Annotated in this window: 10 protein-coding genes and 2 pseudogenes; 5 read left to right on the top strand and 7 right to left on the bottom strand. The window is 72.1% G+C overall.

The window, feature by feature from the left end:
* Positions 1-140: 140 nt before the first annotated feature.
* Positions 141-2,639 carry an aminopeptidase N gene (gene pepN, locus AB0P07_RS16185; protein ID WP_365550710.1) on the bottom strand — a complete coding sequence of 833 codons (2,499 nt, stop codon included), beginning with the start codon at positions 2,637-2,639 and terminating at the stop codon, positions 141-143.
* 129 nt (positions 2,640-2,768) lie between these two features.
* Positions 2,769-3,119, bottom strand: coding sequence for a chorismate mutase (locus AB0P07_RS16180; RefSeq protein ID WP_365550708.1), 351 nt, complete (start codon positions 3,117-3,119; stop codon positions 2,769-2,771).
* Positions 3,120-3,256: 137 nt separating this feature from the next.
* Here AB0P07_RS16180 and AB0P07_RS16175 point away from each other — a divergent pair, with 137 nt between their 5' ends.
* The gene (locus tag AB0P07_RS16175; RefSeq protein WP_365550705.1) at positions 3,257-4,156 is read left to right on the top strand and encodes a hypothetical protein; all 900 of its coding nucleotides are present in this window, start codon (positions 3,257-3,259) and stop codon (positions 4,154-4,156) included.
* A gap of 40 nt (positions 4,157-4,196) precedes the next feature.
* Positions 4,197-4,826 (top strand): SIMPL domain-containing protein, encoded by a 630-nt coding sequence (locus AB0P07_RS16170; protein WP_365550702.1) that lies wholly within the window; start codon positions 4,197-4,199, stop codon positions 4,824-4,826.
* Positions 4,827-4,835: 9 nt separating this feature from the next.
* On the opposite strand, the pseudogene AB0P07_RS16165 reads toward AB0P07_RS16170, so the two are convergent.
* Positions 4,836-5,342, bottom strand: a pseudogene (locus tag AB0P07_RS16165) (VWA domain-containing protein); the annotation flags it as partial.
* A 229-nt stretch (positions 5,343-5,571) separates the two neighbouring features.
* A pseudogene (locus AB0P07_RS16160) lies at positions 5,572-5,784 on the bottom strand (VWA domain-containing protein); the annotation flags it as partial.
* Between the two features lie 155 nt (positions 5,785-5,939).
* Between AB0P07_RS16160 and AB0P07_RS16155 the strand changes: the two are divergent.
* Positions 5,940-6,878 carry a rhomboid family intramembrane serine protease gene (locus tag AB0P07_RS16155; RefSeq protein ID WP_365550699.1) on the top strand — a complete coding sequence of 313 codons (939 nt, stop codon included), beginning with the start codon at positions 5,940-5,942 and terminating at the stop codon, positions 6,876-6,878.
* Between the two features lie 30 nt (positions 6,879-6,908).
* Entirely contained in the window at positions 6,909-7,829 is a 921-nt protein-coding gene (locus AB0P07_RS16150) for a chitosanase (protein ID WP_365550696.1), read from the top strand.
* Positions 7,830-7,968: 139 nt separating this feature from the next.
* Here AB0P07_RS16150 and AB0P07_RS16145 read toward each other — a convergent pair whose 3' ends face one another.
* The 3 genes from AB0P07_RS16145 to AB0P07_RS16135 all read right to left on the bottom strand — a co-directional run bounded on the left by AB0P07_RS16145 (position 7,969) and on the right by AB0P07_RS16135 (position 15,147).
* Positions 7,969-9,432, bottom strand: coding sequence for a glutamate synthase subunit beta (locus tag AB0P07_RS16145; RefSeq protein ID WP_365550693.1), 1,464 nt, complete (start codon positions 9,430-9,432; stop codon positions 7,969-7,971).
* Positions 9,425-13,963, bottom strand: coding sequence for a glutamate synthase large subunit (gltB, locus tag AB0P07_RS16140; protein ID WP_365550691.1), 4,539 nt, complete (start codon positions 13,961-13,963; stop codon positions 9,425-9,427). Before gltB ends, AB0P07_RS16145 begins: the two co-directional genes overlap by 8 nt.
* 452 nt (positions 13,964-14,415) lie before the next feature.
* Positions 14,416-15,147: a VIT1/CCC1 transporter family protein gene (locus AB0P07_RS16135; RefSeq protein ID WP_365550689.1), complete on the bottom strand. Its 732-nt coding sequence runs from the start codon at positions 15,145-15,147 to the stop codon at positions 14,416-14,418.
* A gap of 233 nt (positions 15,148-15,380) precedes the next feature.
* Between AB0P07_RS16135 and AB0P07_RS16130 the strand changes: the two genes are divergently transcribed.
* Positions 15,381-16,775, top strand: a 1,395-nt coding sequence (locus AB0P07_RS16130) for an ADP-ribosylglycohydrolase family protein (RefSeq protein WP_365550686.1), incomplete at its 3' end; no start/stop codon positions are given.

Genomic DNA, 16,775 nt, shown 5'->3' with positions numbered 1-16,775 from the left:
CAGCTTGTACGCACGGATGCGTGTACGCCCGGACAGCTCAGTGATCCAACCCGAAAGGGGTATTCCGGCGGCCTGTCACCCGGCCTCGCGGCCGTCCCCTCCCTCCGCCCCGCCGGAGAGGGGGCCGGCCGCGTCCGGGCTCAGTCGGTGTTCGCCTCCCGTACCCGCAGGGCGCGGGCCAGGTCGTCGAGCTGGTCGGTGAGCTTGCGGCGCAGGGCGGGGATCGGGTCGGCGTTCGCGAGGCACTCCCGGCCGAGGCGGAGGGTGTCGGTGTCGACGGCGTGGGCGGGGAAGGCCCAGCGTCCGGCGGCGTCGGCGATGGCGGGGCCGCGGCGGGCGGCGAGGGCGACGGCCTCGGTGTAGTAGCGCGGTACGTAGCCGGCCACGAGGTCGGCCTGTTCGGGCTGCCAGAAGCCCTGGGCGGTGGCGGTGAACAGGTAGTTGGACAGGTCGTCGGAGGCGAACATGGCGTCCCAGGCGCGGGCCTTGGCCTCGGCGTCGGGCAGCGCGGCGCGGCAGCGGGCGGCACCCTCCTGGCCGGTGGCGCTCGGGTCGCTCGCCAGCTCGGCGGCGATGGCGGCCTCGTCGGTGGCGCCGAGGACGGCGAGTCGGGTGAGGATGCGCCAGCGCAGCTCGGGGTCGAGTTCGGGCCCGCCGGGCACGGTGCCGTCGGCGAGCCAGGCGGCGATGGTGTCGGGGTGGGCGGCGGTGGAGATGCGGTGGCGTACGGCGATCAGGCGCAGGCCGGGGTGGTCGCCGTCCTCGGTGCGGCGGATGAGGTCGCGGCACAGCTCGGCGAGGGTGTTCAGGGCGGCGGGCCGCTGCTCGGGGGTGACGTAGCGGTCGGCGACCTGGCCGGCTGCGAAGGCGAGGACGCCGTCGACGAGGGCGAGGTCGGTCTCGTGCGGGAGGTGGGTGCGGGCGGTGTCGAGGTAGGTGGTGGCGGGGAGTTCGCCGTCGCGGACGGCGTCCCTCAGGGCGTTCCAGACGACGGCTCGGGTGAGCGGGTCGGGCAGGCCGGACAGGCTCTCGCGGACGGCGTGGAAGGAGTCGGCGTCGAAGCGGATCTTGGCGTAGCTCAGGTCGCCGTCGTTGAGGACGACGAGGGCGGGGAGCTTGCCGATGGGCCGGGGTCCGTCCTGGGGGACGTCGATGTCGAGGCGTTCGCGCGGGGTGAGGCGGCCGTGATCGCCCGGGTCCTGGTCGTAGAGGCCGACGGCGATGCGGTGGGGGCGCTCGCCGGTGCGGTGGACGGTGAGGACGCGGCTGCCGTTGTCGCCGGCGATGGCCGGGGTGAGGGTGTCGACGCCGGTGGTGCGCAGCCAGGCGTCGGCCCAGGCGTGGACGTCTCGGTCGGTGGCGGCGGCGAGGGAGTCGATGAAGTCGGCGAGGGAGGCGTTGGCGAACTTGTGCCGTTCGAAGTGGGTGTTGATGCCGGCCAGGAAGTCCTTCTCGCCGAGCCAGGCGACGAGCTGGCGCAGGGCGGAGGCGCCCTTGGCGTAGGAGATGCCGTCGAAGTTGAGGAGGGCGGAGGCGGTGTCCCGGACGTCCTCGGGGGCGACGGGGTGGGTGGAGGGGCGCTGGTCGGCGTCGTAGCCCCAGGCCTTGCGGGTGACGCCGAAGTCGGTCCAGGTGTCGGTGAAGCGGGTGGCTTCGGCGGTGGTCTGGTAGCCCATGTACTCGGCGAAGGACTCGTTCAGCCAGATGTCGTCCCACCAGCGCAGGGTGACGAGGTCGCCGAACCACATGTGGGCCATCTCGTGGGCGACGACCATGGCGCGGGTCTGGCGCTGGGTCTCGGTGACGGCGGAGCGGAAGACGAACTCGTCGCGGAAGGTGACCAGTCCGGGGTTCTCCATGGCGCCGGCGTTGAACTCGGGGACGAACGCCTGGTCGTAGGAGTCGAAGGGGTAGGGCTCGGTGAACTTCTCGTGGTACCGGTCGAAGCAGGCGCGGGTGACGTCGAGGAGTTCGTCGGCGTCGGCGTCCAGGTGCGGGGCGAGCGAGCGGCGGCAGTGGATGCCGAAGGGCAGGCCGCGGTGCTCGGTGCGCACCGAGTGCCAGGGTCCGGCGGCGACGGCGACGAGGTAGGTGGAGATGAGCGGGGTGGTGGCGGCCTTCCAGCGGCCGTCGCCGGTGTGCTCGGTGATGCCGTTGGCGAGGACGGTCCAGCCCTCGGGGGCGGTGACGGTGAGGTCGAAGACGGCCTTGAGGTCGGGCTGGTCGAAGGCGGCGTAGACGCGCTGGACGTCGTCGAGGAAGAGCTGCGTGTAGACGTAGGTCTCGCCGTCGGTGGGGTCGGTGAAGCGGTGCATGCCCTCGCCGGTGCGGGAGTAGCGCATGGCGGCGTCGACGCGCAGTTCGTGCTCGCCGGGCGCGAGGTTCTTCAGCGCCAGGCGGTTCTCGTCGAGCGCGGCCGGGTCCAGGGGTTGTCCGTCCAGGGTGACGGCGTGCAGCTCCGCGGGCTTGACCTCGACGAACGTGTCCGTGCTGTCCGTGTCGCCGCGGACGGTGAACCGGACGACGGTACGGGAGTCGAAGGTCTCGTCCCCACGGGTGAGATCGAGGTCGATCGCGTAGTGGTGGACGTCGAGGAGCCGGGAACGGGTCTGCGCTTCGTCGCGCGTCAGTACGGACATGCACGACATGCTGCCTGATGCGGTGGGCAGGGCACAGAGGCGGTTCGGTACGCGCGGTATGTCCGCTCCGCCGCGCCGGCCGTCGCACTCTCCCGGCGTGCGCCCCCGAGGCCGGGGGCGCGGCCCGTCTCAGTCGGCGGCCGGTGCGTCGGGGGTGCCGTTGCTCTCGGCGATGCGCTCGTGGTGGTGGATCACCTCGGCGACGATGAAGTTCAGGAACTTCTCGGCGAACGCGGGGTCGAGTTTGGCGCTCTCGGCGAGGGCGCGCAGCCGGGCGATCTGCTGGGCCTCGCGGGCCGGGTCGGCGGGCGGCAGCCGGTGGCGGGCCTTGAGGTGGCCGACCTGCTGGGTGCACTTGAAGCGCTCGGCGAGCATGTGGACGACGGCCGCGTCGATGTTGTCGATGCTGTCCCGCAGCCGGGCCAGCTCCTGGCGGGCGGCGGGTTCGACGGCACCGGTACCGGTGTTGCTGGTGGTCATGGGCGCACACCCTACGGGCGCCGGCCCGGCTGTCGCAGACCGTCTCAGGCGCTGAACGCCGCACGGTCCCGGTGCGGCTCCTACAGTGGGACGAGCAGGACTCAGGGAGCAGGGTTCAGGCGTCTTGGGGGTAGGGCGTGGCGAACGGCGGACCGGTCGAGCACGGCTTCCCGCACCTGGAGACGGTGCGGGAGGCGGTCACGGCGCTGTACCGGCGGTTGTCGTACGACACCGTCCGGACGTTCTCGGCCAGTGTGGCCCCGGTGGACGTGGCGTTCTGCGACACGGACGACCTGTATCTGGGCACGCAGCGGGTGGCCCACGAGCTGGTGCGGCACTACCGGCTGCCGGACGCCCGCATGATCGTCTCCTTCCGCGAGATGACCCACGCGGCGAACGTGGAACTGACGGCGGGACCGGAGTACTTCATCGAGCTGAACGACCGCTTCCGCACGCATCGCCGGGACATCGGGGCGGCGCTCGCGCACGAGGTGATGCACGTCTGTCTGCACCGTCTGGACCTGTCCTTCCCGGGCACCCGGGCCAACGAGATCCTGACCGACACGGCGGCGACGTACCTGGGCGCGGGCTGGCTGCTCCTGGACGCCTACCGGGAGGACGCGGCGTCCTCGCAGAAGCTGGGGTATCTGACGCCGGAGGAGTTCGGCTACGTGCTGGCCAAGCGGGCGCTGGTGTTCGGCGAGGATCCGTCGGTGTGGTTCACCAGTCCGCAGGCGTACACGGCGTACGGCAAGGGGCTGGCCAGGGCGCGCCGGGACGAGCAGCAGCCGCCGCTGACGGCGGCCGGCTGGGCGGGCCGCCGCCGCTACGCCCGGGACCGCCGCCACGCCCAGGATCCGCACGCGGCCGGTGCGGCGGCGGACGGCGACGCGTACGCGTTCACGGCTCAGCCGCCTGGGCAGCTGCGGGTGTCGTTCCCCTGCCCGACGTGTCACCAGCGGATCAGGGTGCCGGTGCGGGGGCGGGTACGGGCGCGGTGCGGGCTGTGCCGGACGGTGCTGGAGTGCGACACGTGATCGGGGGCGCGGGGTGCGGGGGCACTGCTTGAATGCCCGTATGACACAGGCCATCGAAGAACCCTGGGGCATCAGCGTGTTCGGCTCGGGCACGGTGCGGGCCCAGCCGTCGTTCGCGCGGGTGCTGCCGGCGGTGGACGTTGTGGAACCGTCACCGGAAGAGGCCTTCCAGCGGGCCGAGGAGGCGGTGGCCCGGCTGCGGGAGGTACTGCGGCGGCACGGGGTGCCGGACGCCTCGGTCTCGGGTTCCCGGCTGAGCCTCAGCTCGGAGTACGACGGTCACGGCGGCCGCCGCAAGATGATCGGGTACCGGTGCCATGCCTCGTACGCGGTGGAGACCGAGGGGCTGGACGGGCTGGAGCGGCTGATCGCGGACGTGGTCGAGGCGGGCGCGCACCGGATCGACGGCGTCGAGTTCGACGTGCGCGACCGGTCCGCACTCCTCGACGAGGCGCGGCGCAGGGCCGTGGCAGCGGCCCGCCGCAAGGCCGAGGTGTACGCGGAGGCGGCGGACGCGCGGCTGGGGCCGGTCCTGCACATCCAGGACGCGGATCCGGAGCCCGTCGCCGCGTTCCGTGTCTCCGCGGGCGGCGGCCCGCCGGGGGCGCTGGCCCCGGGGGTGGTGGAGGTGTCCGCCCGGGTCGCGCTGGGCTTCTCCCTGCGGCACTGACCCCGGCGCTCAGGCGGGCCGCACGATGCCCTGGGCGCGTGCGGCCGCCAGCCACTGGGGGAACTCCCCCACCAGCCGGTCGTAGAGGTCCGCGTCGGTGACCTTGCGGGGGTCGCGGCCGGCGTGGAAGAAGCCGGCGTTGTCGACGACCCGCTTGCCGGGCACCGGGAGTTCGTCGAGCTTGCGCAGGTAGTCGAACTGGCGGCTGTCCGGGTCGCCGAAGCCGACGAGCTGCCAGAACAGCGGCAGTGCCGCCGCCTTGCACAGGTACCGCTCGGCGGCGAGCCGGTTGATCGGGCCGCCGTCGGTCTGGAAGACGACCAGGGTCGGGTCGGTGGAGCCGCTGTCCAGGTAGTGGTCGACGACGGCGTCCATGGCCAGGTGGTAGCTGGTCTTGCCCATGTGCCCGAGACCGGCCACGATCTGCTCGATCCGCCCCTGGTGGTCGGCGAGCGCGATCTCGGTGACGGCGTCGACGTCGGTGGAGAAGAACACCACCGGCACGGTGCCGTCGTCGTGCAGGGCCTGCCGTCTGGGTCAGGTCGGCTGAGACAGACGGCATCTCCCGACCAACCCGAGCGGGGCGTGGTGCGTGCAGCTGCAAGGCGGAGGAGGGAGTCGACGCGATGGGGGCCCCTCCCGCGCGAGCGAAGCCGAGCGTGGGGGAGTCGGCGACCGACGACAACGCGGCAGATGTGCGTGCCACGCCCCGCGACGCCGGCATGATCCAGACGGCAGGCCCTGGGTGGGCGGACAGGCTCAGCACGCGGTCGGCGAGCGCCTGCACGCTGCCGTCCTTGTAGTACGGCCTCATCGAGCCGGAGTAGTCGACGACGAGGTAGACCGCGGCCCGGGCCCCGTCCATGCCGTGCTTGGTGAGCGACACCCCGGCGGTCTTGTACAGATCGACCAGCGCGGGCGCGCTCTCCCGCACCTTGGTGAGACTGATCGCGGCCATGCGGACTCCCCCTGTCATCCCTGCCGTGCGTCGTACGGGTGCCGAGGGTACGGCACGGCGCACCCCGCCTCCCGGCCGGTCCACCGGCATTCGTTATTTTGTTCGCCGCCGTCCCCCACCGGCTCACCGTCCGCCCGTCCCGAGGAGCCGGCCCCGTGGATTCCGAGTCCACCGACACCACCTGCTACCGACATCCCGCGGTGGTGTGCCACGTCCGCTGCACCCGCTGCGAGCGGTACGTCTGCCCCGACTGCATGCGCGAGGCGCCCGTCGGCCACCAGTGCCCGGAGTGCGTGCGGGAGGGGGCGCGGTCGGTACGGCAGGCCCGGACCCTCGTCGGGGGCCGGATCTCGGCGACGCCCGTGGTGACGTACGTGCTGTTCGCGCTGAACGTGCTGGCGTACCTGGCGGAGCTGGTGCGGCCGGACCTCGTGGACCGGTTCGCCATGGTGGGTTCGCGGCTGGTCGGTCCGGACGGCACCCCTCTGCCCGGCGGTGACGGCGTGTTCCTGGGCTCCGGGCCGCTGCGGGTGGAGGGTGTGGCCGGGGGCGAGTGGGAGCGGATGCTCACCAGCGCTTTCCTGCACCAGTCGCCCTTCGAGGGCACGTTCGGGCTCGTGCACATCACGCTGAACATGGTGGTGCTGTGGCAGTTGGGGCGAGTGGTGGAGCTGATGCTCGGCCGGGTACGGTTCGCCGTCCTGTATCTGCTGTCGGCGCTCGGCGGTTCCGTCCTGGAGCTGGTCCTGGCCGATCCCGGACAGACCTCGATCGGCGCGTCCGGGGCGATCTTCGGGGTGGGGGCCGCGTACTACGTGCTGCACCGCAGGCTGGGTGCCGAGAGGGGGCGGGTCAACCGTTTCCTGGCCGGGCTGCTGCTGTGGCTGGTGGTGTCCGCCTGGTTCACCTCGTGGCAGGGTCATCTCGGCGGCCTGCTCGTGGGCGGCGCGCTGGCCCTGTCGTACGCGTACGCGCCCCGCGACGGTCGCCGGGCGGCGGTGCAGGCCGGGGCGGCGGCCGGGCTGGTGGTGCTGCTGGCGGTGACGGCGGCGGTGAAGGTGTCGGAACTGACCGGCGGAAGTGTTCCCCTGTGAGAGGTGTCCCCCTATGAGAGGTGTCCCCCTGTGAAACGTGCCGGAGTGCTGCTCCTCGGGGCCCTTCCCGTGATCGCCGCGGGCGTGTACCTCGCCGTGCCGGACGACCCGGCCGACTCGGCGTCCTCCGCGTCCTCCGCGTCGTCGTCGGCCCCGGCCACCGCCAAGTCGGCCCGCGACGACGCCAAGGACCGGGCCGAGGAGGAACGGGAGGCGGACGACGCGCTCATCGCCGACCTGCCGCCGGGGCTGGCCGCGCCGGCGAAGAAGGAGCTGGCCCAGCAGCTGGTGTCCAGCGCCGAGAACTCGACCACGAAGTGGCGCACCGCCTACGGCAGCATCCAGGACGTCGGCGACGGCGACGGGTACACCGCGGGCATCATCGGCTTCTGCACCGGCACCCACGACCTGCTCATGCTGGTCGAGCGCTACACCGAGGACCACCCGGACAACGGTCTGGCCAAGTTCCTGCCCGCCCTGCGCAAGGTGGACGGCAGCGACTCCCACGAAGGCCTGGACCCGGGCTTCACGGCGGCCTGGCGGGCGGAGGCCGAGGTCCCGGCGTTCCGCGAGGCGCAGGAGGAGGAGCGCGACCGGGTCTACTTCGAACCGGCGGTGCGGCTGGCCAAGCTGGACGGCCTGGGCACGCTGGGCCAGTTCGTCTACTACGACGCGATGGTCTTCCACGGCCCCGACACGGACGCCGAGGGCTTCTACGGGCTGCGCGAGCGGGCCATGGCCGAGGCGAGGACGCCGGGGCAGGGGGGCTCCGAGAAGGCCTACCTGGAGACCTTCCTGGACGTGCGGAAGCAGGCCATGGAGGCCAAGCGCCCGGGCATCGACACCTCCCGCGTCGACACGGCCCAGCGCCGGTTCCTCGCGGCCGGGAACATGCGGCTGGCGACGCCGCTGGTGTGGGAGATGTACGGGGACACCTACCGGGTGCCCTGAGCATGCGACGGCGCCTGCCCTTGGTCCGGTCGGGGACGGGGCAGGCGCCATCAGTGTTCCGCACGCCTTTGTGCGGGACGTTCTTCGGTTGTCCGCCCTCGGGGCGGTTGTCCGCCCCTCGGGGCGGTTGTTCCGTCCGTCAGACCGCGAGGGCGCGGTCGGTCGGGCGGATCGGGGCCGGCAGTTCGCTGGCCCCGGTCAGGAAGCGGTCGGCGCCGCGCGCCGCCGAGCGGCCCTCGGCGATCGCCCAGACGATGAGCGACTGGCCGCGGCCGGCGTCACCGGCGACGAACACACCCGGCACGTTGGTCTGGAAGTCGGCGTCCCGGGCGATGTTACCCCGCGCGTCGAGCTCCAGGCCGAACTGGTCGACCAGACCGTTCTCCTTGTCGGTGCCGGTGAAGCCCATGGCGAGGGTGACCAGCTGGGCCGGGATCTTGCGCTCGGTGCCCGGCTTCGGGGTCAGCTTGCCCTCGACGAACTCGACCTCGCTCATGTGCAGCCACTGGACGTTGCCGTCCTCGTCGCCCTCGAAGTGGGTGGTGGAGACGGCGTAGACGCGCTCGCCGCCCTCCTCGTGGGCGCTGGTGACCTTGTACAGCATCGGGAAGGTCGGCCACGGCTGGCGCACCGCGTCCCGCTCCTCGCCCGGCCGGGGCATGATCTCCAGCTGGGTGACGGAGGCCGCGCCCTGGCGGTGGGCGGTGCCCACGCAGTCGGCGCCGGTGTCGCCGCCGCCGATGACGACGACGTGCTTGCCCTCGGCCGTGATCGGGGGCGCCACGTAGTCGCCCTCCTGGACCTTGTTGGCCAGCGGCAGGTACTCCATCGCCTGGTGGATGCCGTTCAGCTCGCGGCCGGGGACCGGCAGGTCGCGGGCGGTGGTGGAGCCGGCGGCGATGACGACGGCGTCGTAGCGCTTCTTCAGGTCGGTCGCCTTGAGGTCGCGGCCGATCTCGACGCCGGTGCGGAAGCGGGTGCCCTCGGCGCGCATCTGCTCTATGCGGCGGTTGATGTGCCGCTTCTCCATCTTGAACTCGGGGATGCCGTAGCGGAGGAGGCCTCCGATGCGGTCCGCGCGCTCGTAGACGGCGACGGTGTGACCGGCCCGGGTGAGCTGCTGGGCGGCGGCGAGCCCCGCCGGGCCCGAGCCGATGACGGCGACGGTCTTGCCGGACAGGCGCTCGGGGACCTGCGGGGCGACGTCCCCGGTCTCCCACGCCTTGTCGATGATGGAGACCTCGACGTTCTTGATGGTGACCGGCGGCTGGTTGATGCCGAGCACGCACGCCGACTCGCACGGAGCCGGGCACAGGCGGCCGGTGAACTCCGGGAAGTTGTTGGTGGCGTGCAGGCGCTCGGACGCCGCCGACCAGTCCTCGCGGTAGGCGTAGTCGTTCCACTCGGGGATCAGGTTCCCGAGCGGGCAGCCGTTGTGGCAGAACGGGATGCCGCAGTCCATGCAGCGGCTGGCCTGCTTGCTGATGATCGGCAGCAGGGAGCCGGGGACGTAGACCTCGTTCCAGTCCTTGACGCGCTCCTCGACGGGCCGGGTCCTGGCGACCTCGCGTCCGTGGTTCAGAAAGCCCTTGGGATCAGCCATTGGTCGCCGCCTCCATCATCTTCTCGGTGGTCTCGGTCTCGGAGAGACCGGCTCGCTCGGCGGCGTCCTTGGCGGCGAGCACTGCCTGGTACGTGCTGGGGATGAGCTTGCTGAAGCGCTCCACGGCGGCGGGCCAGTCGGCGAGCAGCTTCTCGGCGACGGTGGACCCGGTCTCCTCGGCGTGGCGGCGCACCACGTCGTGCAGCCAGTCCTTGTCGGCGTCGTCCAGGGCGTGGATCGCGTCGACGTTGCCGACGTTGACGTTGTCGCGGTCGAGGTCGACGACGTAGGCGATGCCGCCGGACATGCCGGCCGCGAAGTTGCGCCCGGTCTCGCCGAGGACGACCGCGTGGCCGCCGGTCATGTACTCGCAGCCGTGGTCGCCGACGCCTTCGGAGACGACCAGTGCGCCGGAGTTGCGGACGCAGAAGCGCTCGCCGACCTTGCCGCGCAGGAACATCTCGCCGCCGGTGGCGCCGTAGCCGATGGTGTTGCCGGCGATGGTGGAGTACTCGGCGAGGTGGTCGGCGCCCCGGTCGGGGCGGACGACGATCCGTCCGCCGGACAGGCCCTTGCCGACGTAGTCGTTGGCGTCGCCCTCCAGGCGCAGCGTGATGCCGCGCGGGACGAAGGCGCCGAAGGACTGGCCGGCGGAGCCGGTGAAGGTGATGTCGACGGTGTCGTCGGGCAGCCCGGCGCCACCGAACTTCTTCGTCACCTCGTGGCCGAGCATGGTGCCGACCGTGCGGTTGATGTTGCGGATGGCGACCTGGGCGCGCACCGGGGCGGCCCGGGTGGCGTCCGGGGCGGCCAGCGCGTCGGATGCCAGCTTGATCAGCTGGTTGTCGAGCGCCTTCTCCAGACCGTGGTCCTGGGCGACGGCCTGGTGGCGCACCGCGCCCTCGGCCAGGGCGGGCACGTGGAACAGCGGCTCGAGGTCGAGGCCCTGCGCCTTCCAGTGGTCGACCGCGCGGGTCACGTCGAGGGTCTCGGCGTGGCCGACGGCCTCCTCGATGGAGCGGAAGCCCAGCTCGGCGAGGATCTCGCGGACCTCCTCGGCGATGAACCGGAAGAAGTTCACGATGTACTCGGCCTTGCCGGAGAACCGCTCCCTGAGGACCGGGTTCTGGGTGGCGATGCCGACCGGGCAGGTGTCCAGGTGGCAGACGCGCATCATGACGCAGCCGGAGACGACGAGCGGCGCGGTCGCGAAACCGAACTCCTCGGCGCCCAGCAGCGCGGCGATGACGACGTCGCGGCCGGTCTTGAGCTGGCCGTCGGTCTGGACGACGATCCGGTCGCGCAGGCCGTTGAGCAGCAGGGTCTGCTGGGTCTCGGCGAGGCCCAGCTCCCAGGGGCCGCCCGCGTGCTTGAGCGAGGTGAGCGGGGAGGCACCGGTGCCGCCGTCGTGGCCGGAGATGAGCACGACGTCCGCGTGCGCCTTGGACACCCCCGCCGCGACCGTGCCGACGCCGACCTCGGAGACCAGCTTGACGTGGATCCGCGCCTGCGGATTCGCGTTCTTCAGGTCGTGGATCAGCTGGGCCAGGTCCTCGATGGAGTAGATGTCGTGGTGCGGCGGCGGGGAGATCAGGCCGACACCGGGGGTGCTGTGCCGGGTCTTGGCGACCCAGGGGTAGACCTTGTGGCCGGGCAGCTGGCCGCCCTCGCCGGGCTTGGCGCCCTGGGCCATCTTGATCTGGATGTCGTCCGCGTTGACCAGGTACTCGGACGTCACGCCGAAGCGGCCGGAGGCGACCTGCTTGATGCTGGACCGGCGCGCCGGGTCGTACAGGCGCTCCGGGTCCTCGCCGCCCTCACCGGTGTTGGACTTGCCGCCCAGCTGGTTCATGGCGATGGCGAGGGTCTCGTGCGCCTCCTGGGAGATGGAGCCGTACGACATGGCGCCGGTGGAGAAGCGCTTGACGATCTCGGAGACGGGCTCGACCTCGTCGAGGGGGATCGGCTGCCGGTCCGACGTGAAGCCGAACAGGCCGCGCAGCGTCATCAGCCGCTCGGACTGCTCGTTCACCCGCTCGGTGTACTTCTTGAAGATGTCGTACGTGCCGGAGCGCGTGGAGTGCTGGAGGCGGAAGACCGTCTCCGGGTCGAACAGGTGGGGCTCGCCCTCGCGGCGCCACTGGTACTCGCCGCCGATGTCCAGGGCGCGGTGGGCCGGCGCGATGCCGCTGGCCGGGTACGCCTTGGCGTGGCGGGCGGCGACCTCCTGGGCGACGACGTCGATGCCGACGCCGCCGATCTTGGTGGCGGTGCCGTTGAAGTACTTGGCGACGAAGGCCTCGTCCAGGCCGACGGCCTCGAAGACCTGGGCGCCGCGGTAGGAGGCGACGGTGGAGATGCCCATCTTGGACATGACCTTGAGGACGCCCTTGCCGAGGGCGTAGATCAGGTTGCGGATGGCATGCTCGGTCTCGATGCCGGGCAGGAAGGTGCCCGCGCGGACCAGGTCCTCCACGGACTCCATCGCCAGGTACGGGTTGACCGCGGCGGCGCCGAAGCCGATGAGCAGGGCGACGTGGTGGACCTCGCGGACGTCGCCGGCCTCGACCAGCAGGCCCACCTGGGTGCGCTGCTTGGTGCCGATGAGGTGGTGGTGGACGGCCGCGGTGAGCAGCAGCGAGGGGATCGGCGCGTGCTCGGCGTCCGAGTGGCGGTCGGACAGGACGATCAGCCGGGCGCCGTTCTCGATGGCGGCGTCGGCCTCGGCGCAGATCTCCTCGATGCGCGCGGCCAGCGCGTCGCCGCCGCCGTGCACCCGGTAGAGCCCGGAGAGGGTCGCGGCCTTGAAGCCGGGCATGTCCCCGTCGGCGTTGATGTGGATGAGCTTGGCCAGCTCGTCGTTGTCGATCACCGGGAAGGGCAGCAGGACGCTGCGGCACGAGGCGGCCGTCGGGTCGAGCAGGTTGCCCTGGGGGCCGAGCGAGGAGCGCAGGGAGGTGACCAGTTCCTCGCGGATGGCGTCCAGCGGCGGGTTGGTGACCTGGGCGAAGAGCTGGGTGAAGTAGTCGAAGAGCAGCCGGGGGCGGTCGGAGAGGGCGGCGATCGGCGAGTCGGTGCCCATGGAGCCGATGGGCTCGGCGCCGGCCTTGGCCATCGGCGCGACGATGACCCGCAGCTCCTCCTCGGTGTACCCGAAGGTCTGCTGGCGGCGGGTGACCGAGGCGTGGGTGTGCACGATGTGCTCGCGCTCGGGCAGGTCGGACAGCTCGATCTCGCCGGCTTCCATCCACTCGGCGTAGGGCTGCTCGGCGGCGAGCTGGGCCTTGATCTCGTCGTCCTCGATGATGCGGTGCTCGGCGGTGTCCACGAGGAACATGCGGCCGGGCTGCAGGCGGCCCTTGCGGACGACCTTCGCGGGGTCGATGTCGAGGACGCCGACCTCGGAGCCGAGGACGACGAGGCCGTCGTCGGTGACCCAGTAGCGGCCGGGGCGCAGACCGTTGCGGTCGAGCACGGCGCCGACCTGGGTGCCGTCGGTGAAGGTGACGCAGGCGGGGCCGTCCCAGGGCTCCATCATCGTGGAGTGGAACTGGTAGAAGGCGCGCCGGGCCGGGTCCATGGAGGCGTGGTTCTCCCAAGCCTCCGGGATCATCATCAGCACGGAGTGCGGCAGCGAACGCCCGCCCAGGTGGAGCAGTTCCAGGACCTCGTCGAAGGAGGCGGAGTCCGAGGCGTCCGGCGTGCAGATCGGGAAGATCCGCTCCAGGTCCGCGGAGGAGCCGAACAGGTCCGAGGCGAGCTGGGACTCGCGGGCGCGCATCCAGTTGCGGTTGCCCTTGACCGTGTTGATCTCGCCGTTGTGGGCGACGAAGCGGTACGGGTGGGCGAGCGGCCAGCTCGGGAAGGTGTTGGTGGAGAACCGGGAGTGCACGAGCGCGATCGCGGAGGCGAAGCGGCGGTCGGACAGGTCCGGGAAGAACGGCTCGAGCTGGCCGGTGGTGAGCATGCCCTTGTAGACGATGGTCCGCGCGGACAGCGACGGGAGGTAGACGCCGACCTCGCGCTCGGCGCGCTTGCGCAGCGCGAAGGCGTGGCGGTCCAGGGCGATGCCCTGCGAGGCACCGTCGGACACGAAGATCTGGCGGAAGACCGGCATGGTCGAGCGGGCCGTGGCGCCGAGCATCTGCGGGGCGACCGGTACCTCGCGCCAGCCGAGGACGGTGAGGCCCTCCTCGGCGGCGATGGCCTCGATGCGGGAGACGGCGTCGTCGGTGCCCTCGACCGGCAGGAAGGCGATGCCGACGGCGTACGAGCCGGCCTCGGGCAGTTCGAATCCGGCCACCTCACGGAAGAAGGCGTCCGGCACCTGGGAGAGGATGCCCGCGCCGTCGCCCGAGTCGGGCTCGGAGCCGGTGGCGCCGCGGTGCTCCAGGTTGCGCAGCACGGTGAGTGCCTGGTCGACCAGGGTGTGGGACGCCTCGCCGGTGAGGGTGGCGACGAAACCGACGCCGCACGCGTCGTGTTCGTTGCGGGGGTCGTACATACCCTGCGCGGCAGGGCGAGCATCCATGAAGGACCGGTTCTGGCCATTCGCGGAGTGCTGGGACGGCTGGCGCGGCGTACGCATCGGCTCTCCCGTCGTCGTCATCTGGCATGTGGCAAGTGCCGAGGGACGACGTTGGCCCTCTGCGGTGGTGCAGCAGTCGCTGAAAAATTTGGTGCAGGTTACATGATGGATTGCTTCTCGGTAAACGGGACAATCCGTTCCAGCATGCGGACACCGACGGGGGCGGTGGGGGTTCCGCACCCGCGGTGGCGGCTGTGGGGACCGAAGCGAACAGATCGATGTCCGCCGGCCCGAGGGCGCGCAGCGAGCGTCGTCACCCGCTCCACGGATGCGCGGCAGGCCTCATTGCCCACAGCGCTTACGGCTCATGCCCGGAGATTACGCACTCGAAACCAGCGAGTAACGGCTGCGAGCGGCGACTACTTATACGGAGAGCCGCATAGGTTCGAGCCGGACTATCCTACGGCCGTTCCGAACAGGCTGCCCAGGAGATACGTCACACCGGCCGCCGCGCCGCCGAGGGCGAGCTGCCGCAGGCCGCTGTACCACCAGCTGCGGGCCGTGACCTTGGCGACCACCGCGCCGCACAGGAACAGCCCGGCCAGCGCGAGCAGTACGGCGGGCCACAGCGCACTGGCGCCGAGCAGGAACGGCAGGACGGGGAGCAGGGCGCCCAGCGCGAAGGAGCCGAAGGAGGACACGGCCGCGACGGTCGGCGAGGGCAGGTCGGAGGGGTCGATGCCCAGCTCCTCGCGGGCGTGTATCTCCAGCGCCTGCTCGGGGTCGCTGGACAGCTGGCGGGCGACCTCGCGGGCCAGCTCCGGCTCGACGCCGCGCGCCTCGTAGAGCGCGGCCAGCTCGGCCTCCTCGTCCGCCGGGTGCTTGCGCAGCTCGCGGCGTTCCACGTCCAGCTCGGCCTCGACCAGCTCACGCTGGGAGGCGACGGAGGTGTACTCGCCGGCGGCCATGGAGAAGGCACCGGCAGCCAAACCGGCGAGCCCGCTGATCACCACGGTCTGCTGGCTCGCCGTACCGCCGGCCACACCGGTCATCAGGGCGAGGTTGGAGACCAGTCCGTCCATGGCGCCGAAGACGGCCGGGCGCAGCCAGCCGCCGCTCACGTCGCGGTGGGTGTGGTTGTCGCGGTGCGCCTCGTGCAGCGCCGCCTCGGTCTCGATGATGGCCACAGGGTTCCCCCGGAAAGCTAGTTTGGACTCATTCCACTTTTCAACAACACCCAATCTACGCCGTTCATTTCCGTCCCGCCAGCAAGGAAAGGCTGGGCTTACCTGCGGCTTTACCCCTGCTCACTCATTCGTGATCATGCTTGCTCATATGTCGACCGGGTGACGCTGCGCCCGGTTCGGCTGCGGTGCGCACCGCACCGGGGACAGATGTGCCGAGGGAGAGGAGAGGCCGCATGGCATCCACCGCCTGCATTCCCCCGGTCCCCGCGCCCCAGGGCGCCGTCGGGCTCCGCGACCGGGCCCGGGGCGCGCTGCTCGGGCTGGCCGTCGGGGACGCCCTCGGGGCGCCGGCCGAGAACATGAAGCCCTCGGAGATCCGCGCCCGCTGGGGCCGCATCACGGGCTACGTGGCCGACCGGCCCGCCGGTACCGACGACACGGAGTACGCGATCTTCTCGGGTCTGCTGCTGGCCCGCCACGGCGCCGCGCTCACCCAGGCCCATGTGGAGGCGGCCTGGCACGAGTGGATCGCGGACCGGGAGGAGGGCCCGTTCCGGGGCGCGGGCTTCAGCGAACGCGGCACCCTGGAGAACCTGCGCCGGGGCCTGGCCGCCCCGATCTCCGCCCAGCACCGGCACGCCTGGAGCGACGGACTGGCGATGCGGGCCGCGCCGCACGGTGTGTTCGCCGCCGGGCGCCCGGCGGAGGCGGCCCGGCTGGCGGCGATCGACGGCTCGGTCAGCCACGAGGGCGAGGGCATCTACGGCGGCCAGGCGGTGGCGGCCGGCGTCGCGGCGGCGATGGCCGGGGCGTCGACCGTCGCGGTGGTGGCCTCCGCGCTGGCCGTCGTCCCGGACGACTCCTGGACGGCGCGCTGTCTGCGCCGCGCGATGACGGCGGCCCACCGCGGCGAACGCGCGGTGCGCTCCGCGGTGGTCATCGGCGGCTACCCGTGGACCGACCTGGCCCCCGAGGCCGTCGCCCTCGCCTTCGGCGCGTACGCGGCGGCCGACGGCGACTTCACGGACGCGGTGCTGACGGCCGTCAACATGGGCCGCGACGCCGACACCACGGCCGCGGTGGCCGGCGCCCTGGCCGGCGCGACCCGGGGCGTCCACGCCATCCCGCCCGACTGGGCCGCCGCCATCGGACCGGCCCGCGGCACCTGCCTGCCGACGATGGCCGGCCACCACGTCCTGGAGGTGGCGGACCTCCTGACGCGAGAGGCTCCGCCGGGCGCGGAAAGCCGGGAGGACGTGTCTCGGGGTCCGGCGGGGACGGCGGTGCTCACGGTGCGGGTGCCCAGAGACGCGGAAGGGGTGCCCGGGGACCCGGCGGAGGTGCCGTCGGGCCCGGAGCGCGTACCACCGGGCGCGGGAGCCCCGCCACCGGGAGCGGAGGGAACACCCCGGATCACGGAACAGGGGCCGTCCGACACTGAACCCGCACGACCAGGCGCGGGAGCCCCACCCCCGGGAGCCGTGCGAACACCCCGGAGCACAGAACAACGGCCACCCGCCCCGAAGCCCACACGACCAGGCGCGGGAGCCCCACCCCCGGGAGCCGTGCGAACACCCCGGAGCACAGAACAACGGCCACCCGCCCCGAAGCCCACACGACCAGGCGCG

Origin of the sequence: Streptomyces sp. NPDC085944 (assembly GCF_040686295.1) — a bacterium.
Classification (GTDB): Bacteria; Actinomycetota; Actinomycetes; order Streptomycetales; family Streptomycetaceae; genus Streptomyces; species Streptomyces salinarius.
Note: the sequence above shows the minus strand (reverse complement) of the source record. Positions and strands in the feature narration are given on the sequence as shown.